The organism is Streptomyces natalensis ATCC 27448 (assembly GCF_000935125.1).
GTDB classification, from domain to species: Bacteria; Actinomycetota; Actinomycetes; order Streptomycetales; family Streptomycetaceae; genus Streptomyces; species Streptomyces natalensis.
The window spans coordinates 114,849-133,492 of record NZ_JRKI01000026.1 but is presented as its reverse complement, the minus strand read 5'-3'; the positions used below and the strand labels follow the sequence as shown (position 1 = coordinate 133,492).

Annotated in this window: 15 protein-coding genes; 7 read left to right on the top strand and 8 right to left on the bottom strand. The window is 72.6% G+C overall.

Going from position 1 to position 18,644, the window contains the following annotated elements; genetic code table 11:
• Nucleotide 1 precedes the first annotated feature (1 nt).
• Entirely contained in the window at nucleotides 2-1,120 is a 1,119-nt protein-coding gene (locus SNA_RS16355) for an ATP-dependent DNA ligase (RefSeq protein ID WP_044365609.1), read from the bottom strand.
• A gap of 270 nt (nucleotides 1,121-1,390) precedes the next feature.
• On the opposite strand from SNA_RS16355, the gene ligD reads away from it, so the two are divergent.
• The 3 genes from ligD (at nucleotide 1,391) to SNA_RS16340 (ending at nucleotide 4,148) form a co-directional block, all read left to right on the top strand.
• Nucleotides 1,391-2,401: a non-homologous end-joining DNA ligase gene (ligD, locus tag SNA_RS16350; protein ID WP_030071434.1), complete on the top strand. Its 1,011-nt coding sequence runs from the start codon at nucleotides 1,391-1,393 to the stop codon at nucleotides 2,399-2,401.
• A 227-nt stretch (nucleotides 2,402-2,628) separates the two neighbouring features.
• Nucleotides 2,629-3,852 carry a PP2C family protein-serine/threonine phosphatase gene (locus tag SNA_RS16345; RefSeq protein WP_030071432.1) on the top strand — a complete coding sequence of 408 codons (1,224 nt, stop codon included), beginning with the start codon at nucleotides 2,629-2,631 and terminating at the stop codon, nucleotides 3,850-3,852.
• A gap of 71 nt (nucleotides 3,853-3,923) precedes the next feature.
• A complete protein-coding gene (locus SNA_RS16340) occupies nucleotides 3,924-4,148 on the top strand; it encodes a hypothetical protein (RefSeq protein ID WP_044365607.1) in 225 nt (74 codons plus the stop codon).
• On the opposite strand, the gene SNA_RS16335 is transcribed toward SNA_RS16340, so the two are convergent.
• Complete coding sequence (locus SNA_RS16335; RefSeq protein WP_078969951.1) at nucleotides 4,145-5,740, bottom strand: AMP-binding protein; 1,596 nt, start codon at nucleotides 5,738-5,740, stop codon at nucleotides 4,145-4,147. The genes SNA_RS16340 and SNA_RS16335 overlap by 4 nt on opposite strands.
• Before the next feature lie 359 nt (nucleotides 5,741-6,099).
• Here SNA_RS16335 and SNA_RS16330 point away from each other — a divergent pair, with 359 nt between their 5' ends.
• On the top strand, nucleotides 6,100-8,187 hold the full coding sequence (locus SNA_RS16330; RefSeq protein ID WP_030071430.1) for a SpoIIE family protein phosphatase: 2,088 nt from the start codon (nucleotides 6,100-6,102) through the stop codon (nucleotides 8,185-8,187).
• A 327-nt stretch (nucleotides 8,188-8,514) separates the two neighbouring features.
• Entirely contained in the window at nucleotides 8,515-9,972 is a 1,458-nt protein-coding gene (locus SNA_RS16325; RefSeq protein WP_044365605.1) for an APC family permease, read from the top strand.
• Between the two features lie 43 nt (nucleotides 9,973-10,015).
• Here SNA_RS16325 and SNA_RS16320 read toward each other — a convergent pair whose 3' ends face one another.
• Nucleotides 10,016-10,354: a hypothetical protein gene (locus SNA_RS16320; RefSeq protein WP_044365851.1), complete on the bottom strand. Its 339-nt coding sequence runs from the start codon at nucleotides 10,352-10,354 to the stop codon at nucleotides 10,016-10,018.
• A gap of 560 nt (nucleotides 10,355-10,914) precedes the next feature.
• On the opposite strand from SNA_RS16320, the gene SNA_RS16315 reads away from it, so the two are divergent.
• Both SNA_RS16315 and SNA_RS16310 read left to right on the top strand, forming a co-directional pair.
• Nucleotides 10,915-13,647 carry a SpoIIE family protein phosphatase/ATP-binding protein gene (locus tag SNA_RS16315; RefSeq protein WP_044365603.1) on the top strand — a complete coding sequence of 911 codons (2,733 nt, stop codon included), beginning with the start codon at nucleotides 10,915-10,917 and terminating at the stop codon, nucleotides 13,645-13,647.
• A gap of 151 nt (nucleotides 13,648-13,798) precedes the next feature.
• Nucleotides 13,799-14,524: a Mut7-C RNAse domain-containing protein gene (locus tag SNA_RS16310; protein WP_044365601.1), complete on the top strand. Its 726-nt coding sequence runs from the start codon at nucleotides 13,799-13,801 to the stop codon at nucleotides 14,522-14,524.
• 30 nt (nucleotides 14,525-14,554) lie between these two features.
• Here the strand turns inward: SNA_RS16310 and SNA_RS16305 are convergent, their stop codons facing one another.
• The 5 genes from SNA_RS16305 to SNA_RS16290 all read right to left on the bottom strand — a co-directional run bounded on the left by SNA_RS16305 (nucleotide 14,555) and on the right by SNA_RS16290 (nucleotide 18,629).
• On the bottom strand, nucleotides 14,555-15,280 hold the full coding sequence (locus SNA_RS16305; RefSeq protein ID WP_030071421.1) for a flavodoxin family protein: 726 nt from the start codon (nucleotides 15,278-15,280) through the stop codon (nucleotides 14,555-14,557).
• Between the two features lie 130 nt (nucleotides 15,281-15,410).
• Nucleotides 15,411-15,587, bottom strand: a complete 177-nt coding sequence (locus SNA_RS39665) for an SDR family oxidoreductase (protein WP_078969950.1) — start codon at nucleotides 15,585-15,587, stop codon at nucleotides 15,411-15,413.
• Nucleotides 15,584-16,609 (bottom strand): acyl-CoA dehydrogenase family protein, encoded by a 1,026-nt coding sequence (locus SNA_RS16300; RefSeq protein WP_044365599.1) that lies wholly within the window; start codon nucleotides 16,607-16,609, stop codon nucleotides 15,584-15,586. Before SNA_RS16300 ends, SNA_RS39665 begins: the two co-directional genes overlap by 4 nt.
• Nucleotides 16,609-17,778 carry an acyl-CoA dehydrogenase family protein gene (locus SNA_RS16295; protein WP_030071415.1) on the bottom strand — a complete coding sequence of 390 codons (1,170 nt, stop codon included), beginning with the start codon at nucleotides 17,776-17,778 and terminating at the stop codon, nucleotides 16,609-16,611. The genes SNA_RS16300 and SNA_RS16295 overlap by 1 nt, the downstream gene beginning before the upstream one ends.
• The gene (locus SNA_RS16290; RefSeq protein ID WP_044365597.1) at nucleotides 17,778-18,629 is read right to left on the bottom strand and encodes an enoyl-CoA hydratase; all 852 of its coding nucleotides are present in this window, start codon (nucleotides 18,627-18,629) and stop codon (nucleotides 17,778-17,780) included. Before SNA_RS16290 ends, SNA_RS16295 begins: the two co-directional genes overlap by 1 nt.
• Nucleotides 18,630-18,644 lie beyond the last annotated feature (15 nt).

The window sequence follows — 18,644 nt, the reverse complement described above, 5'->3', positions numbered from 1 at the left end:
CTCAGGGCCCGTCCGGAGGGTCGGCGTGGGCCCCCGGCGTCCGGCCCCAAGGCTGGTCCGGACCGCCGAGCAGGTCCGCGAGGTCATAGCCGACGGGCTCCTCCAGCTGCGCATAGGTGCAGCTGAGCGGCGTACGGTCGGGCCGCCAGCGCCGGAACTGGGCGGTGTGCCGGAACCGGCTGCCCTCCATGTGGTCGTACGCCACCTCGCACACCCGCTCCGGGCGCAGCGGCAGCCATGACAGGTCCTTGCCGCCGCTCCACCGGCTGGGCCCGCCCGGCATCCGGCGGGTGGCATGCGCCTCCTCGTCGGTCCACTCGCCCCACGGATGCGCGGCCGCATCGTCCGTGCGCAGCGGCGCCAGCTCCGCCACCAGCGCGCGCCGCCTGGCCATGGGGAACGAGGCGCACACCCCGACATGCTGCAACTGCCCGGCCTCGTCGTACAGGCCCAGCAGCAGCGAGCCCACCACCGGACCGCTCTTGTGCAGCCGGTAGCCCGCGACGACGCAGTCGGCCGTACGGGCGTGCTTGACCTTGAACATCGCGCGGTCGCCCGGCCGGTAGGGCAGGTGCAGCGGCTTGGCGACCACCCCGTCCAGACCCGCCCCCTCGAACCGGGTGAACCAGGTGTGCGCGAGCTCCTGGTCGGTGGTCGCGGGCGCGGTGTGCACCGGCGGCCGGGCCGCCCGCAGCGCCGCCACCAGCGCTTCCCGCCGCGCCGCCTGCGGCTCGTGCAGCAGCGAGTCGCCGCCCAGGGCCAGCAGGTCGAAGGCGACGAGGGAGGCGGGCGTGCGCCCGGCGAGGGTACGGACGCGGGAGTCGGCCGGATGGATGCGCTCCAGCAGCTCCTCGAAGTGCAGCCGGCCGTCATGGGCGATGACGATCTCGCCGTCGACGACACACCGCGGCGGCAGCTCGTCGCGCACGGCGGCGACGACCTCGGGGAAATAGCGGGTGAGCGGCTTGGTCGTCCGGCTGGTGATCTCGACCTCGGCGCCGTCACGGAACACGATGACGCGAAAGCCGTCCCATTTGGCCTCGTACTGCATACCGGCGGGAATCCCGGCGACCAGCTTGGCGAGCATGGGGGAGACCGGGGGCATGACGGGCAGGTCCATGCCTTCGATCGTGACGGCCCGGCGGCCCTGACGCGCGCCGGGGACGGACGGAACTCAGGGCATGTCCGATGGGCCGACGTGGGCCCGCGACGTCTGGCACCGCACCTCGCGGCGTTGTCGCATCACCCACGGACACCCGGTCCGAGGGCAATGCTCCGCCTTGCGATGCACGCGCCCCCAAGCTCTCGGCTGCGCTCGAGCAGGGAGGTACCCCCTCGACGCCGCGGGCTTGGCCACGCCGACCCATCGGACATGCCCTAGCGTGGGTTCATGGCCGCAGGAGCTGTCGAGCTGGACGTCGCGGGGCGCACGGTGCGGGTGTCGCATCCGGACAAGACGTACTACCCCGAGCGGGGGTTCACCAAGCTGGACGTCGCGCAGTACTACCTCGCGGTCGCCGACGGCGTGCTGCGCGGGCTGCGCGACCGGCCCACCACCATGCAGCGCTTCCCCGACGGCGTCGAGGGCGAGTTCTTCTACCAGAAGCGGGCGCCCAAGGGGCTGCCGGAATGGCTGCCCACCGCCCGGATCGCCTTCCCCAGCGGCCGGTTCGCCGACGAGATGTGCCCGACCGAACCCGCCGCCGTCATCTGGGCGGCCAACCTGGGCTGTCTGACCTTCCACCCCTGGCCGGTGCGCCGCGCCGACACCGACCACCCCGACGAACTGCGCATCGACCTCGACCCGCAGCCGGGCACCGGATTCGCCGACGCCGTACGGGTCGCCGGCGACCTGCGGGAACTGCTGGCCGAGCACGGGCTGCGCGGCTGGCCGAAGACGTCCGGCGGCCGGGGCGTGCACGTCTATGTGCCCATCCGCCCCCAGTGGACCTTCACCCAGGTCCGGCGGGCCGCCATCGCGCTGGCCCGCACCCTGGAGCGCCGCCGGCCGGACGGGGTGACCTCCGCCTGGTGGAAGGAGGAGCGCGGCGCCAAGGTGTTCGTCGACTACAACCAGATGGCCCGGGACCGCACCATCGCCTCGCCCTACTCCCTGCGCGCCCGGCCCCGGGCGACGGTGTCCGCCCCGCTGCGCTGGGAGGAGCTGGCGGATGCCGCGCCCGAGGACTTCGACCTGCGGACCGTGCCGGTGCGCTTCGCCGAACTGGGCGATGTGCACGCCGACATGGAGGGGCACGCCTTCGGCCTGGAATCCCTCCTGGAACTGGCGGACCGTCAGGAGTCGGACGAGGGCCTGGGCGATCTGCCGTATCCGCCCGACCATCCCAAGATGCCGGGCGAGCCGGCCCGGGTGCAGCCGAGCCGGGCCCGTAAGCGGTGAACCACCCCGTGCCGTCCCCCGGCCCGACCCGAACGGCGGTATCCACCGCGGACGCCTCGGACCGGGCCCGTCCGGCCGCAGCCGCGCCCGTGGGCCCCGGCACCCCCGTGCCCGGCATGCACCCGGGCAGGCGGCAGGGACACAATCCGCCCGTGGAACACGACGGGACGACCCCGCACGGGCCGGCCGCCGTCCGTGCGGCGCGGCCCCCGGACGGGTGAGCGCGCATGCCCGCCGGAATCGACTACGAGGCCGTCTTCCGGGCGCTGCCGGGCGCCGCGATGCTGCTCACCCCGGACCTGGTGATCGCCGACGTCAACGAAGCCCATCTGCGCCTGTCCGGACGGCCGCGCAACGGCCAGATCGGGCGCCCGCTCTTCGAGGTCTTCCCCGACAACCCCGCCGACCCGCACGCCTCCGGCGCCCGCGGCCTGGAGGCGTCGCTGCGGCGCGCCCTCGCCACCCGCGCTCCGGACAGCATGCCGCTGCACCGCTACGACGTGCAGGCGCCCGGCCGGCCCGGTGTGTACGAGGAGCGGTACTGGAGCGCCGTCAACGCGCCCGTCATCGGCCCCGACGGGGAGGTGCAGCTGCTGGTGCACCGGGTCGAGGAGGTCACCGAACTGGTCCGGGCGCGGCGGGCGGAGGCCGGTGCGGAACGCGAGCAGATGGAGGCCCAGCTCTACAGCCGCGCCCGCGAGCTCCAGGAGATCAACGAACGGCTGCGCCGGGCCCAGGCCAGGGAGCGGGAGGTGGTGCTGGCCCTCCAGGAGGCGATGCTGCCCGCGCCGCGGCCGGTGGGGCATCACCGGGCGGCGGTGCGCTACCGGCCCGCCATCGGGGCGCTGAACGTGTGCGGCGACTGGTACGAACTGACCGATCTGCCGGGGGACCGGATGGCGGTGGGCGTCGGTGATGTCGTCGGGCACGGGCTGGACGCGGCCGGTGTGATGGGCCAGCTGCGCAGTGCCCTGGGTGCCGCCGCCCTGGTCGCCCCCGGGCCCGCCAGGGCGCTGGAGACGCTCGGCCTCTACGCCCGCTCGGTCGACGGCGCCGAATCCGCCACCGCGGTGCAGCTCACCGTCGACTGGACCACCTGCACCGTCACCTACAGCAGCGCCGGCCATCCGCCGCCGGCCCTGCTGCACTCCGACGGCACCGTGGAGTTCCTCGACCGGGCCACCGATCCGCCCCTGGGGGCGCGCCCGGAGCACGTTCCCCGGCCGGAGGCGCGGACCCCGTTCACCGAGGGCACCGTCCTGGTCGTCTACACCGACGGTCTGATCGAACGCCGCCGCGAGGACATCGACGTGGGGCTGGGCCGCCTGTCCGACTCCCTCACCCGTCATCGGGGCGCCGACGCCGAGACGCTGGCCGATGCGCTGCTGGCGGAGCTGCTGCCGCCGGGCGGGGCCACCGACGACACCGCGCTGGTCGTCATCCGGCTGTAGGGCCCGCCTTGAACGGGCGCCCGCCGCGCCCGGAACGTGCGGCCCACAGCCCGCGCCCGCACCCTGGTGTCATGGATGTGCAGCCGCCGCAGGTGACGGTGACCGTGCACCCGCCGGGCCCGGACGGGGCGCGGCGGGTGACGGCCGGAGAACGCAGACTCGGGGTCGCCCACCGCATCGAGGACCTGGTGAAGTTCCTGCGGCACGTCGGCCTGGACGACATCGAGATCGAGGAGACCGACCTGATCGAATGGCGGGGCGGCGGCCCCGAGTCCTGGGACGCCTTGCGGTCCTAGGGCCTGTCCGATGGGTCAGGGTCGGAAAGGCCCTGGCCGCGGTCCTCCCCGGAACCCGAGAGGGCCTGTTCGGCCAGTTGGCGCAGCTGCTTCTTGTCCGGCTTGCCGGCGTCGGTCAGCGGCAGCGCGTCCACGAACCGGATGTCGGCCGGCTCGTACATCGCACCGCGCCGCTCGCGGACCATCGCGCGCAGGGCGTCGCCGTCCACGTCGCTTCCCGGGACGGGCACCACCACGGCGTACACCCGCTCCATCCGGTCGCTGTCGCGGACGCCGAAGACGGCGCTCTGGAGGACCTGCGGATGGGTGTTGAGCAGGTCTTCCAGCTCGGTGGTGTACACATGGCCGCCGACCACGACGATCATGTCCTTGATGCGGTCGACAATGGTCAAGTAGCCCTCGTCGTCGAGGAATCCGATGTCCCCGGTGTGCAGCCAGCCGTCCCGCAGCACCTCGGCGGTCAGCTCCGGCTGCTTCCAGTAGCCCTGCATGATCATTTCGGATCGGACGCAGACCTCGCCGTGCTCGCCGCTGGGCAGATCGCGGCCGGACTCGTCGCGGATCGCCACCTCGACGCTCTCGATGACCTTTCCGGCCGAGCGCAGCCGTTCGGGCCGGTCGAGGTCGTGGTCGTCCTGGGCCAGTATCGAGATACCGCCCGCCTCGTTCTGCCCGTAGAACTGGAACAGCACGGGGCCGAACCGGCGTACCGCGTCGGCGATGCGGGCCGGGGACGACTGGCAGCCGCCGTAGGTCAGCATGCGCAGGCTGGAGGTGTCGGTGTGCGCGGCGTCCGGATGGTCCATCAACTGGTAGAGCAGCGGCGGCAGCAGGAACAGGTCCGTGATCCGCTCGCGGGCGATCGTGGCGAGCGCCTCGGCCGGGTCGAAGTCGTCGTGCAGGACGATGGTGCCGCCGTCGTGCAGGATGTTGTCGGCGAGGTGACCGGCGGCATGCGCGAGGGTGGTGGCCACCAGCTGGCGGCGCTCGGTCCCCGGCTCCTCGGGCAGCACCCCGCTGAACGAGCGGACCTGTTCGAAGGTGGTGCAGATGCCCTTGGGGTGGCCGGTGGTGCCGCCGGTGTGCCGGAGGGTGCAGATGTCCTCGGGCCGCGCCAGGCTCGCCAGCGGCTCGGCGGACTGCTGCGCCGCCAGCTCCAGCAGATCGGTGCCCGCCTTGGCGGGGCCGAGCACCAGGACGCAGGGCACCGGCGCCAACTTGGTTACCTCGGCGGCCCGTTCGGCCAGGCGGGGGTCGACGACGAGTGCCTGGGTCTCGACATCGCGGACGATGGCGGCCTGGGCGTCGGCGGAGAGCTTGTTGTAGAGGTGGTTGACGCGGGCGCCGACGAGGTTGGCGGCGTAGCGGGCGGCGAGGGTCTCGGGCAGATTGCCGCTGAGCAGGGTGACGGTCCGGCCGCGGCCTATGCCCTGGGCGAGCAGCGCGCGCGCCATGCGGTGGACCAGGTCACGAAATTCCCCCGCGGTCACGCGACGGCCCTGGTGGATCAGGGCCTCGCGGTCCGGGTGCGTGCTAAGCGCATCGAGGTTTTCCTCCACGTACGTGCGGAAGTTCTGGTCATCCTTGGACATGTGGGGCTTCTCCTGTTGCCGGAGCTCGGTCAGGGCCCCGGCGGTGCGGGTGTAATCTTTAGTTGCTAGAGGCAACTAAGGGTGAGCGTACTCCTGCTAGATCGACATCACCAAGTCCAATGCCCCGGCACGGCTGTTATCCGCCACCCCATGAAATTCCGCATCAAGGTCGCCCAGGTGTACTACCGCGGGCATAATGCTGGCTCCCCACAGGACACCTTTGTGAAGATCCCGCTCTCCCTGCGGGGCCCTCCTGCGTGGAGAGATGATGGAGGGCAGCGGACGCACGGCGCAGACGGCCGGGCGCGGAGAGCACCACGGCCGGTCGGGCACCTCGCACCGGCGGAAGGAGTGCCTTGATGGGTGCGACCGACGCGTTCCCCGAGGGGGCGGCCCCGGCCGAGGCGGGCCCCTCCCGGCCCGGCGGCCTGCTCGATGTCCTGGGCGTGGCCGCGGTGATGCTGGACGCGGACGGCCGGATCGCGCTGTGGAGCCCCCAGGCCCAGAAACTCTTCGGCTGGAGCGCCGAGGAGGCGCTCGGGCGTCCCGCCGCGAAGCTGCTGGTCCCCCCGGAACACGTCGATCTGGTGCTCGGCCTCTTCACCCAGGTGATGGCGGGCGGCGAGAGCTGGGCCGGGGTCTTTCCCGTGCTCCACAAGAACGGCAGCACCCGACTGGTCGAATTCCGCAATATGCGTCTCCAGGACGAGCGCGGCCAGCCCTACGCCCTGGGCATCGCCACCGACCAGAGCGTGCTGCGCCGGGTGGAGCGGGATCTGGCGCTGTCCGTACGGCTGGTGGCGCAGTCGCCCATCGGACTCGCGGTGCTCGACACCGACCTGCGGTACGTGATGGTCAACCCCGCGCTGGAGCGCATCAACAACCTCCCCGCCGAAGCGCACATCGGCCGCGGCGTCCATGAAACGCTGACCTTCCTGGACACCGGCGTCGTCGTCTCCCGGATGCGCGAGGTCCTCGCCACCGGCACACCGCTGCTCGACCAGTTCACCGTCGGCCGCACCGGCGCCGACCTGGGCGCCGACCAGGCATGGTCGGTGTCGTACTACCGGCTGGAGGACCCGCACGGCCGGGTGCTGGGCCTGGCCACCTCCGTCGTGGACGTCACCGAACAGCACCGCGCCGCCTCCGAGGCCGCCCGCGCCCGCCGCCGCCTGGCGGTCATCGCGGATGCCTCGGCGACCGTCGGCACCACCCTCGACGTCGACCAGACCGCCCATGAGCTGGCCGATGTCATCGTGCCCGAACTGGCCGACCTGGCCGCGGTGGACATCCTCGACGCCGTCCTCAGCAGCCGCCGCCCCGCCTCGCTGCCGCCCGGCGCCGCGGCCCGCTTCCGGGCCCTCGCGGTCGCCTCCGCGGGACCCACCGAGGCCGTCCGCGCCGCCGACCCCACCGGCGAGATCGCCTCGTACGATGCCGACCGGCTGATCACCCGGTGCGTCACCGAGGCCCGGCCGGTGCTCGTCGGCCAGGTCGGCGAGGCGGACCTGCCGCGGATCGCCGCCGATGCGCAGGGCGCCGCGCTCCTGGCAAAGGCCGGACTGCACTCCTATCTGGCGGTGCCGCTGATCGCCCGCGGTGAGGTGCTGGGCGCCTTGTCGCTCTACCGCCTGCACAACCAGCTGCCGTTCGACGAGGACGATGCGGTGCTCGCCGTCGAACTGGCCGCCCGCGCCGCGGTCTGCATCGACAACGCCCGCTCCTACCAGAGCGAACGCCGCACCGCCCTGACCCTCCAGCGGCACCTGATGAACCACCGGCCGCCGCAGCCCGCCGGTATGGAGATCGCCTACCGCTACCAGCCCGCGCAGGCGGCCAGCGAGGTCGGCGGCGACTGGTTCGACGCGATCCCGGTGGCCGGCGACAAGACCGCCCTGGTGGTCGGCGACGTCATGGGCAGCGGAATCAACGCCGCCGCCACGATGGGCCAGCTGCGCACCACCACCCGCGCCCTCGCCGACCTCGACCTCGACCCCGCCGAGGTGCTGCGCCATCTCGACCACATCGCCGGCGGCCTCGACCCGGCCTTCGCCACCTGCCTGTACGCCGTCTACGACCCGCACCGAGGCGAGTGCAAGGTCGCCGTCGCGGGCCACCTGCCACCGGTCCTGGTCCGCCCCGGCGGGCCGCCCGAACTGCTGGACCTGCCCACCGGCGCCCCGCTCGGCGTCGGCGGCGTCACCTTCGAGCAGACCACCGTGCCGGTGGCCGACGGCGACCGGCTCGTCCTCTATACCGACGGGCTGATCGAGACCCGCGAGGACGCCATCGACACCCGCCTCGACACCCTCCTTGAGCTGCTCTCCGAGCCCGAGCGGCCGCTGGAGGAGCTGTGCGACCGGCTGCTGGGCGAGCTGCGCCACGGCCATGACCACGACGATGTCGCGCTGCTGATCGCGCGGGCCCGCAACCGTGGCGAAGGCTGACGTTAAGGTCAGTCCGGCGACCGGATCCCCTTTGACGGCAAGGGATTCGGCGGGGTCACGGTGCTCGGGCGCCGGAATCCGCATCTCCCGGGGTGCCACGAAATCCGCGGGAAAGGCGGCGGAACCAACATCGATTGCCCTGCTTGGCTTCCATTAGGCAACGGATTTCGTTGTCTCACCCTCTTAACAAGACCTTGACGTCGGTCGACGGCAGGGGTTTTATTCGGTCACCACAGCGGAGCCGGTGATTCCCCCGGGTTCCCCCGCTTTGCGGCTCTCTCCGTCGAAGAGTGCCCCCGTTCTGCCGCCAGCACCGATGGGACACGGATGACCGATATGCCCAGCCAGACCGCTGCCTCCGCAGCCCCCGACGCAGATGTCCGCGAGACGACGGAGAAATCGGCCCCCAAACTCACCCGCTCCATCGGCGTGGTCGGCGGGACGCTGCTGACCCTGTCCTGTCTGACCCCGGCGTCCTCGCTCTTCGTGATCGTGCCGGACTCGTTCGCCACCCTGGGCACGGGCGCCGCCCTCGCCATCGCCATCGCCGCGGTGCTGTGCATCGGCGTCGCCTTCACCTACTCCGAACTCGGCACCCTCATCCCGAGTTCGGGCGGCGAGTACGCCATGGTCGGCACCCTCATGGGCCGGCTCGCAGGATGGCTGGTTTTCATACTCTCGCTGATCGTCGTCATGATCGTGCCGCCCATCATCGCGCTGGGCACCGCCGACTATCTGGCCCCGATCGTGCATCTGGATCCGCAGTGGACCGCGGCCGGCGTCATGCTGCTGGCCACCGTGATGGGTCTGCTGGACCTGCGCGCCAACGCCTGGATCACCGGCATCTTCCTCGTCCTGGAAGTCGTGGCCTGCGCCGTCGTCGCCTTCCTCGGCTTCACCCATACCCACCGCTCCGCCTCGGTGCTCGTCCACCCGGTCATGGACGCCGGACACGGCCACAGCAGCCCGGTCACCGCGGGCCTGGTCATCGCCGGACTGGCCACCGCGCTCTTCATCCTCCAGGGCTTCTCCACCGCCGTGTACCTGGCCGAGGAGATGGAGAACCCGCGCCGCAACGTCTCGCGTACGGTCCTGTGGACCCTGGCCATCGGCGCGGCGGTCGTCATGATCCCCGTCGTCGCCATCACCCTGGGCGCGCCCGACCTCAAGACCCTGGGCGCCGGTGACGTGGCCGGCATGGTGCAGTCCTGGAGCAACTCCTCCATCGGCACCTTCGTCAGCCTCTGCATCGCCCTGGCCATCATCAACGCGGCCATCGTGATGGTGATCCAGAACTCCCGCGTGGTGTTCGCCTCGGCCCGCGACGCCGCCTGGCCGACCCCCGTCAACCGCGCCTTCTCGCACGTCAGCAAGCGCTTCGGCTCTCCCTGGGTGGCCACCTTGGTGGTCGGCGTCCCCGGTGCGGTGCTGTGCTTCGTCAACCTCGACACGCTCAGCGAGGTCACCGGCGTGGCCGTGGCCGCCATGTACGTCTTCGTCGCGCTGGGCGCCCTGGCCTCCCGTCGCGGGGCGCACAAGCACCGGGCGGCCTGGCGGATGCCGCTGTGGCCGGCGGTCCCGGCGCTGCTGGTGCTCGTGCTGGTCTGGGTGCTGTGGCAGCAGAGCGCCGAGAGCCTGCTGATCACCGGCTTCATCGTCGCCGGGGCGGCCGTGTACTGGGCCGTCTACCTCCGGCCCCGGCAGGACACCCACTGGGTGATCTCCGTCCCGGAAGACGAGCAGGCGCCCACCGAGGAGACCACTCTCTCTCCGGTGAACGCCTAGATACCGATCCGCTGGATACCGATCCGCGCCCCTGGCCCGCCCGCTACGTCCCGTCGGGCCGGGCCAGGGCCAGCGCGTCCAGCAGCAGACACACGTGGTCGACGGCGTCCCGCCCGGCGGGGCCGTCGGCCACTGCCGTGTCGTCGAGCAGTGTGGCCGTCGCCCGCAGCAGCGCCCGCAGGCCCTCGCTCGCACCGGCCGGGGGCTCCGTGTGCACGAGGGCGGAGCGGATCTGCTCGCCGGTCAGCGGCAGCCCCGTCTCAAGGAAGCGGAACAACGCCACGGCGGCTCGCCGGTCCGCGTCATGGGGTTTCCACGCACCGCGCGCATGACGGTCGATGAGCGCGACCGCCTCGGCACGGATCTCCTCAGCAACATGCATGCCCACGAACGTCTCATACCGCATCGCCGGCCCGAAGGGGCGTCCATGGCCCCGCAGCCCCGCTCCCCGCACTCCCGCCGATCTTGTGCCGATACGGGCTGACCAGGCACATTACGTATTCGACGCGCCCACCCGACCGGCCGAAAACCGGAATTCCGCCGGTCAAACCTGTGGCAAGAGTTACATGCCGGTGAAGAACAACGGCGGGAAAGGGAGGCAATTGCGTTTCCCCGGGATGGCGGAGGGTGACGGGCGCGAATGCCATATGCCCCGTAATTCCCGACCCTCCTCGGACAAATCCCCCACGGTGGGAGGGGGAGCCTTCCCGTCATGGTCGCGACGCCCCGGTAATACGCATCCGCGGACAAAGAACTCCGCAACCGCATAGCCGTGAAACATACCCACTGGTTTACTGGCCCTCTGGTGCACCGGGCGACCGCGCGGGATCATCGGACCGACTCCGCAATGCCCGTGAACTCGGCCGTCGCGGTGCAGCCCGAGCGGCTGCGCTCCGCATCGCGCGGCTCGCCCACCGTATGCGGGAGGTGTAGAAAGAGGACATGGCCGGACGCTACGGCCGCCCGCGTTCGGTTCTGAGAATGCGAACTGTCGCTGGCCAGGTCTTTCTCCTCCAGGTGGCGATCGTGGTGCTGCTGGTCGCCGCAGCCATAGCGGCACTCGTGTTGCAGTCCAGAACCGACTCGGAGCGCGAGGCCCGCAACCGATCGGTCGCCGTGGCCGAAACCTTCGCCAGTTCCCCCGGGATCGAGCAGGCCCTCAAAAGCCCGCATCCCACCGCCGTGCTCCAGCCCCGCGCCGAAGCCGCCCGCAAAGGCTCCGGCGTCGACTTCGTCGTCGTGATGAACACCCGGGGCATCCGCTACACCCACCCGCTGCCCGACCGCATCGGCAAGAAATTCGTCGGCAATCTCGCCCCCGCCCTGGCCGGCGGCATCGTCACCGAGAAGATCACCGGGACCATAGGACCCCTCATCCAGGCGGTCGTCCCGGTCACCGACCCCCACAGCGGCAAGATCGTCGGCCTGGTGTCCGCCGGCATCACCATCAGCAAGGTCAGCGGAGTGGTCAACGGCCAGTTCCCGCTGCTGTTCGGCGCCGCCGCGGGCGTCCTGCTGCTGACCACCGGCGGTACCGCCCTGGTCAGCAGGCGGGTGCGCCGCCAGACGCACGGCCTGGGCCCGGCCGAGATGACGCGGATGTACGAGCACCACGACGCGGTCCTGCACGCCGTCCGCGAGGGCGTCCTCATCGTCAGCGGCAGCGGCCGGGTGCTGCTCGCCAACGACGAGGCCCGCCGGCTGCTCGGCCTGCCCGCCGACGTCGAGGGCCGCCAGGCCACCGCCCTCGGGCTGGGCCCGGACATCGCGGCGCTGCTGTCCTCCGGGCGGCAGGCGACCGACGAGGTGCACCCCGTCGGCGACCGCCTGCTCGCCGTCAACCAGCGCTCCACCGACCAGGCCGGCGGCCCGCCCGGCAGCGTCACCACTCTGCGCGACACCACCGAACTCCAGGCCCTCATCGGCACGGCCGATACCGCCCGCGGCCGGCTCAAGCTCCTCTACGAGGCGGGCACCGAGATCGGCACCACCCTCGACGTCGTCCGCACCTGCGAGGAACTGGCCGAATTCGCCGCCCACCGCTTCGCCGACATCGTCACCGTCGACCTCGCCGGAGCCGTCCTGCGCGGCGAGGAGCCCACCCCCTCCGGCTCCGGCCCCGAAATGCGGCGCACCGCCGTCAGCGGCCGCGACGTCGAGAACACCGCCCTCTACCCGGTCGGCAAGGTCATCCGTTTCCACCCGGGCACCTCGCTGGGCGAGGGCCTGGCGAACGGCGAACCCGTCCTCGAACCGGAGCTGGGCGCGCTGTCCGGCTGGCAGCGCCAGGACCCCGAGCGGGCGCAGCGGCTCCTGGACCACGGCATCCACTCGATGCTCGCCGTCCCGCTGCGGGCCCGCGGTGTCATCCTGGGCGTGGCGATGTTCTGGCGGGCCCAGGAGCCCGAGTCCTTCGACGAGGAGGACCTCTCCCTGGCCGAGGAGCTGGTCGCCCGCGCCGCGGTCAGCGTCGACAACGCCCGCCGCTACACCCGCGAACACGCCATGGCGGTCACCCTCCAGCGCAGCCTGCTGCCCCGCGGCCTGCCCGAGCAGAACGCCGTCGAGGCCGCCTACCGCTACCTCCCCGCCCAGGCCGGACCGGTCGGCGTCGGCGGGGTCGGCGGCGACTGGTTCGACATCATCCCGCTGCCCGGCGCCCGGGTGGCCCTCGTCGTCGGCGATGTCGTCGGCCACGGGCTGCACGCCGCCGCCACCATGGGCCGGCTGCGCACCGCCGTGCACAACTTCGCCAATCTCGACCTGCCGCCCGACGAGCTGCTGTGGCATCTGGACGAGCTGGTCACCAGGATCGACCAGGACGAAGCCGGCGACGCCGACGGCACCGCCGCCATCACCGGCGCCACCTGCCTCTACGCCCTCTACGACCCCGCATCCGGCCGCTGCACCATCGCCCGTGCCGGACACTGCCAGCCGCTGCTGCTGCGCCCCGACGGCACCGCCGAGTTCGCCGAGGTGCCCGGCGGACCGCCGCTCGGCCTGGGCGGCATGCCGTTCGAGACCTGGGAACTGACGCTCCCCGAGGACAGCCGGCTGGTCCTGTACACCGACGGCCTGGTCGAGGACCGCGACCGGGACATCGACGCCGGCATGGCCGAGCTCGGCCGCACCCTGGGCGGCAACCCGGGCCGTACCCCGGAGGAGACCTGCGAGGCCGCGCTGCGCGCCCTGTTGCCCGAGCGCCCCAGCGACGACATCGCGCTGCTGGTCGCCCGCACCCGCGTCCTGGACGCCGCCCATGTCGCCGACTGGGACGTCCCCGCCGACCCCTCGGCCGTCGCCCAGGTGCGCGCCGCCGCGGTGCGCAAACTCGTCGAATGGGACCTGGCCGACGCCGCCTTCACCGCCGAGCTCATCCTGAGCGAACTGGTCACCAACGCCATCCGTTACGCCTCCGGCCCCATCCGCGTCCGCCTGATCCGCGACCGCTCGCTGATCTGCGAGGTCTCCGACCACTCCAGCACCTCCCCGCATCTGCGCCAGGCCGCCACCACCGACGAGGGCGGCCGCGGCCTGTTCCTCATCGCCCAGCTCGCCGAACGCTGGGGCACCCGCTACACCGGCGACGGCAAGGTCATCTGGACCGAGCAGCCGCTGGTGGAGGAGGTGGTGGGGGAGCAGGGGGCGCCGTTGCTCAGCCCGCCGGTGTCATGAGGTGAGGCGAGCCGACTGCGGGCCCAACGGGCGGGCGGATCAGGCACGTTGACCGCACGGTCCGGCCCGCAAACGGTCGTGGACCCGGCGGCCGCCGCGATGCCGGGGGTATTCCGTGGCCCGTCCCCGCCCCCGATGGCATGCTGGCCGCGTGAACGGTCCCGAGATCCATGTGACATTCCCGCCCGACCTGTACCTCTTCCTCACGGCAGGCCGCACCCCGGCGGGCCGCCGCGTCGTGACCGACGGGGCCGCCACGCTCGGTCATGTCATCGAGTCCCTGGGCGTCCCGCTCACCGAGGTCGGCCGGCTGCTCGTCGACGGCCGAGAGCTCCCCGTCTCCCACATCCCGCGGGCGGACGAACGGGTCGAGGTGTGCGCCGTCGCACGTCCCCAGCAGATCCCCGGCGCGCCCCTGCGCTTCCTGCTCGACGTCCACCTCGGCACCCTGGCGCGGCGGCTGCGGCTGCTCGGCGTCGACGCGGCGTACACCAACGAGGACCCGGGCGATGCCGCGCTCGCCGCCCACTCGGCGAAGGAGCGGCGGGTGCTCCTGTCCCGGGACCGCGGGCTGCTGCGCCGGCGCGAGATCTGGGCCGGCGCCTATGTCTACAGCGACCGCCCCGAGGACCAACTCGACGACGTCCTGCGGCGCTTCGCCCCCGCCCTGGCCCCCTGGACCCGCTGCACCGCCTGCAACGGCGCCCTGACGGACGCCGACAAGGACTCCGTCCAGGAGCGTCTGGAGGGCGGCACCCAGCGCACCTACGACGTCTTCGCGCAGTGCACCTCCTGCGGCCGGGTCTACTGGCGCGGCGCGCACCACGCCCGTCTGGAGGCGATCGTGAACAAGGCGCTGCGGGAGGCCGCCCACTAGGGCGCCCGGTCTCCCGTCCTGCGGCGGCGTTCAGCGGTGTTCGGGGTTGGGTGAGTCCCCCTGGCAGCCCGCGTCCCACTCCGTGCGCCGGTTGCCGTGGGCGGGGATGCCGCCGGCGGCCTTGAGCATCGCCGCGATATGCATCAGGTTCCAGGTCATGAAGGTCGTGTTGCGGTTGGTGAAGTCGTTCTCCGGGCCGCCCGAGCCCGGGTCCAGATACGAGGGCCCGGGCCCGGCCTCGCCGATCCAGCCGGCGTCGGCCTGGGGCGGGATGGTGTAGCCGAGGTGCTGGAGGCTGTAGAGGACGTTCATGGAGCAGTGTTTGATGCCGTCCTCGTTGCCGGTGATCAGACAGCCGCCGGCCCGGCCGTAGTAGGCGTACTGGCCGCGGTCGTTGAGGACGCTGGAGCAGGCGTAGAGCCGCTCGATGACCTGCTTCATGACGGAGCTGTTGTCGCCGAGCCAGATCGGGCCGCAGAGGACGAGGATGTCGGCGGCCGTCACCTTCTCGTACAGCTGCGGCCAGGCATCCGACGTCCAGCCGTGCTCGGTCATGTCCGGCCAGACGCCGGTGGCGATGTCGTGGTCGACGGCGCGCAGGACCTCGGTGGCGGCACCGGCGTCCGCCATGATGCCCCGGCTCTTGTCGATCAGGCCCTCGGTGTTGCTGGTCTCGGGGGAGCGCTTGAGGGTGCAGTTGATGAACAGGGCGCTCAGCCCGTCGTAGCGGAGGGCGGGCGGGGCGGCGGTGGCCATGGGGGCTCCCTTGCGGTGGACGGATGCGCTCCCAGCCTCCGGCCGGCGGACGGGGCGGGCCACCGGGGCGGCCCCGAACGTATGAGCCCGGGCGGGTGGACGCAGCCGGCCCGGCCGGTCCGTTGCTCCGTCAGGTGGTCAGCCCGCCGTCCACGGCGATCTCGGCGCCGGTGAGGTACGCCGAGGCGTCCGAGGCCGGAAAACGCACCAGCTCCGCCACCATGTCCGCCCGCCCGACGCGCCGCAACGGCACCCGCGGATGGCCCCGTTCGCCGGGCTCGTGCCCCAGCTCGCTGCGCTCGCTCATGCGCGCTCCCCGAGGGCGTACGCCGGGCCGGTGCCGCCCGGCCGGTCCGCCAGGACGCGGGCCCGGCACTCGGCGGGTGTGCCCCAGGCGTCCCGCAGGGCGCGGGCCTTGCGGATCCACAGGGAGAGGTCGAGTTCGTCGGTGTAGCCGAGGGCGCCGTGCAGCTGGAGCGCGGTACGGGCCGCGGCGTACGCCGCCTCGCCGGCGGCCGCCTTCGCCGCGGCGGCCTCCCGGGCGGCCGAGGGGGCATCCGCTGCCAGGGCCAGCGCGGCCGCATGCACCAGCGGCTCGGCGAACTCCAGGGCGATCAGGGTGTCGGCGAGGCGGTGTTTGACCGCCTGGAAGGAGCCGATGGGCACGCCGAACTGGGTGCGCTGTCCGGCGTAGGAGACCGTGCCGTCCAGCAGGGCGCGGCCCAGCCCCAGGCACTGGGCCGCCGTGACCAGCCGTGCGACGACGAGGGCGTGCGCGGCGGCCGCGGTCACCGCCGGGCCGCGGGCGAGGAGGGCGCCGTCCAGGGGGCGGGCCAGTCGGCGGGCCGGGTCCAGGCAGGGCTGGACGGGGCCATGGCGTGCGGTGCGGTGGACGCTGTCGTCCCGGACGGTGAGGACGGCATCGGCGGCGTCCGCGTCCAGGGCGTACGGCCCGTCCATGCACAGGCTGATGACGGCCTCGCCGGAGGCGATCTTGGGCAGCCATGCGGCGGCCGCCGGACGGTCGCCCAGGCGTCCGAGGAACGCCGCCGCTGCCACCGTCTCGGCCAGCGGACCGGGCACCGCATGACGTCCCAACTCGCCGAAAGCCACGGCCAGTTCGACGGGCAGCAGGCCAGTCCCGCCGTGCTCCTGCGGCACCGCGAGCCCGAACACCCCCGCCGCCGCGAGCCGCGTCCACACCTCGCGTCCCGGCTTGGGATCGCCCGACGCCCAGGCCCGGATGGTGGACGGGGTTCCACAGGCGCCCAGCATGCCGTCCAGCGTCCGGCCGAACTCCCGCTGCTCGGCGGTCAGGAGGAAGTGCATCACCGGCGTCCCTTCGGCAGCCCGAGCAGCCGCTCGGCGATGATGTCGCGCTGGATCTCGTTGGTGCCCGCGTAGATCGGCCCGGCGAGGGAGAAGGTGTAGCCCTCCGCCCAACTCCCGTTTTCCGGCGAGTCGTTGGCGTCATCGGCGAGGGCGCCGTACGGGCCGAGCAGATCGAGTGCGGTTTCGTGCAGGGCGATGTCCAGTTCGGACCAGAAGACCTTGTTGAGGCTGGATTCGGCGCCGAGGGACGCCCCGGAGGCGAGCCGGGAGGCGTTGGCGTAGGTGAAGAGCTGGTAGGCGCGGGCGCCGATCACGGCGTCGGCGACCCGGTCGCGCAGCGCGGTGTCGGACGGGGCCGCGCCGGCGCGCCACAGCGCGGTCAGCCGGTCTGCCGCGGCGGTGAACCGGCCGGGGCTGCGCAGCGTCAGCCCGCGCTCGTTGCCCGCCGTGCTCATCGCGACCCGCCAGCCCTGTCCCGGCTCGCCGATCACGTCCGCGTCCGGGACGAAGACCTCGTCGAGGAAGAGCTCGGCGAAGGCGGGTTTGCCGTCGAGCCGGCCGATCGGACGGACCGTCACCCCCGGGGCGTCCAGTGGGAACATGAGGTAGGTCAGCCCCTGGTGCGGCCGGGGGGTGCCCGGCTCGCTGCGGAAGAGCCCGAAGGCGCGGTCGGCGAAGGCGGCGCGCGAGGACCAGGTCTTCTGACCGCGCAGCAGCCAGCCGCCGTCGGTGCGGACGGCCGTCGACCGCAGCGAGGCCAGGTCCGAGCCCGCCTCCGGCTCGGACCACGCCTGCGCCCAGATCTCCTCGCCGCATGCCATGGGCCCCAGGATGCGGGCGCGCTGCTCCTCGGTGCCGTGCGCGAAGAGGGTGGGGGCGAGGAGGCTGATCCCGTTCTGGCCGACCCGGCCGGGTGCGCCCGCCGCGTAGTACTCCTCCTCGAAGATCAGCCACTCCAGCAGCGAGGCGCCCCGGCCGCCGTACTCCGTGGGCCAGGAGACGGCCGACCAGCGGTCCGCGGCGAGCCGGCGCTCCCATGCGCGGTGGGCGGCGAAGCCCTCCGCGGTCTCCAGGGACGGCAGCGGCGTGGCCGGGACGTGCGCGGCGAGCCAGGCGCGGGCCTCGCCGCGGAACGCCTCCTCGGCGTCGGTGAAGTCCAGGTCCATCAGGAACCGGCCTCCTTCATCCGCGCGATGTCCATCCCGCCGAGCGCGTCCCGGGACGTCTCGGCGTTGTGCGCATGGGCGAGATGGTGCAGGCCGAAGACGGAGTCCAGCCCGGTGTGCAGGCCCTGGAGGTCCTCGGCCTGGTTGACGGCGCGTTTGGCCAGGGCCAGCCCGAGCCGCGGCATCCCGGCGATACGCAGCGCCAACTCCTCGGTGCGGACGGCGAGTTCGTCGCGGGGGACCACACGGTTGACCATGCCGACCTCGTACGCCCGCCGGGCGCTCATCCGGTCGCCGGTGTAGAGGAACTCCTTGGCGATCCGCGGCGGCATCACCCAGGGGTGGGCGAAGTACTCGACGCCGGGGATGCCCATCCGGACGACGGGATCGGCGAAGAAGGCGTCGTCGGCGGCGATGATCAGGTCACAGATCCAGGCGAGCATCAACCCGCCCGCCACACAGGCCCCTTGGACCGAGGCGATCACCGGCTTGGGCAGCTCGCGCCAGCGGCGGCACATCCCGAGATAGACCTCGGACTCGCGGGCGAACCGGCTCTCGGCCCCCTCCTTGTCGGAGTGGTCCCACCACAGGCCCGCCCGGCGCTCGAAGGGGAGGTGGGCATCGCGCTGGGGGCTGCCGATGTCATGGCCCGCGGAGAAGTGCCGGCCCGCGCCGGCCAGGACGACGACCTTGACCTCGCCGTCGTCGGCGGCGCGGTAGAAGGCGCGGTCGAGGGCGTAGGTCATCGCGGAGTTCTGGGCGTTGCGGTAGTCCGGCCGGTTCATGGTGACGGTCGCGATCGGCCCCTGGCGTGCGTAGTGCACCGGCTCGTCGTCCGGGGTGGCGGTCATCGCCCGCCCTCCTTC

What these genes read in the sequence shown, in the direction of transcription:
- SNA_RS16355 (WP_044365609.1), bottom strand. Translation starts at nt 1,120, where the DNA reads ATGGACCTGCCCGTCATGCCCCCGGTCTCCCCCATGCTCGCCAAGCTG.
- ligD (WP_030071434.1), top strand. Translation starts at nt 1,391, where the DNA reads ATGGCCGCAGGAGCTGTCGAGCTGGACGTCGCGGGGCGCACGGTGCGG.
- SNA_RS16345 (WP_030071432.1), top strand. Translation starts at nt 2,629, where the DNA reads ATGCCCGCCGGAATCGACTACGAGGCCGTCTTCCGGGCGCTGCCGGGC.
- SNA_RS16340 (WP_044365607.1), top strand. Translation starts at nt 3,924, where the DNA reads ATGGATGTGCAGCCGCCGCAGGTGACGGTGACCGTGCACCCGCCGGGC.
- SNA_RS16335 (WP_078969951.1), bottom strand. Translation starts at nt 5,740, where the DNA reads ATGTCCAAGGATGACCAGAACTTCCGCACGTACGTGGAGGAAAACCTC.
- SNA_RS16330 (WP_030071430.1), top strand. Translation starts at nt 6,100, where the DNA reads ATGGGTGCGACCGACGCGTTCCCCGAGGGGGCGGCCCCGGCCGAGGCG.
- SNA_RS16325 (WP_044365605.1), top strand. Translation starts at nt 8,515, where the DNA reads ATGACCGATATGCCCAGCCAGACCGCTGCCTCCGCAGCCCCCGACGCA.
- SNA_RS16320 (WP_044365851.1), bottom strand. Translation starts at nt 10,354, where the DNA reads ATGCATGTTGCTGAGGAGATCCGTGCCGAGGCGGTCGCGCTCATCGAC.
- SNA_RS16315 (WP_044365603.1), top strand. Translation starts at nt 10,915, where the DNA reads ATGGCCGGACGCTACGGCCGCCCGCGTTCGGTTCTGAGAATGCGAACT.
- SNA_RS16305 (WP_030071421.1), bottom strand. Translation starts at nt 15,280, where the DNA reads ATGGCCACCGCCGCCCCGCCCGCCCTCCGCTACGACGGGCTGAGCGCC.
- SNA_RS39665 (WP_078969950.1), bottom strand. Translation starts at nt 15,587, where the DNA reads ATGAGCGAGCGCAGCGAGCTGGGGCACGAGCCCGGCGAACGGGGCCAT.
- SNA_RS16300 (WP_044365599.1), bottom strand. Translation starts at nt 16,609, where the DNA reads ATGCACTTCCTCCTGACCGCCGAGCAGCGGGAGTTCGGCCGGACGCTG.
- SNA_RS16295 (WP_030071415.1), bottom strand. Translation starts at nt 17,778, where the DNA reads ATGGACCTGGACTTCACCGACGCCGAGGAGGCGTTCCGCGGCGAGGCC.
- SNA_RS16290 (WP_044365597.1), bottom strand. Translation starts at nt 18,629, where the DNA reads ATGACCGCCACCCCGGACGACGAGCCGGTGCACTACGCACGCCAGGGG.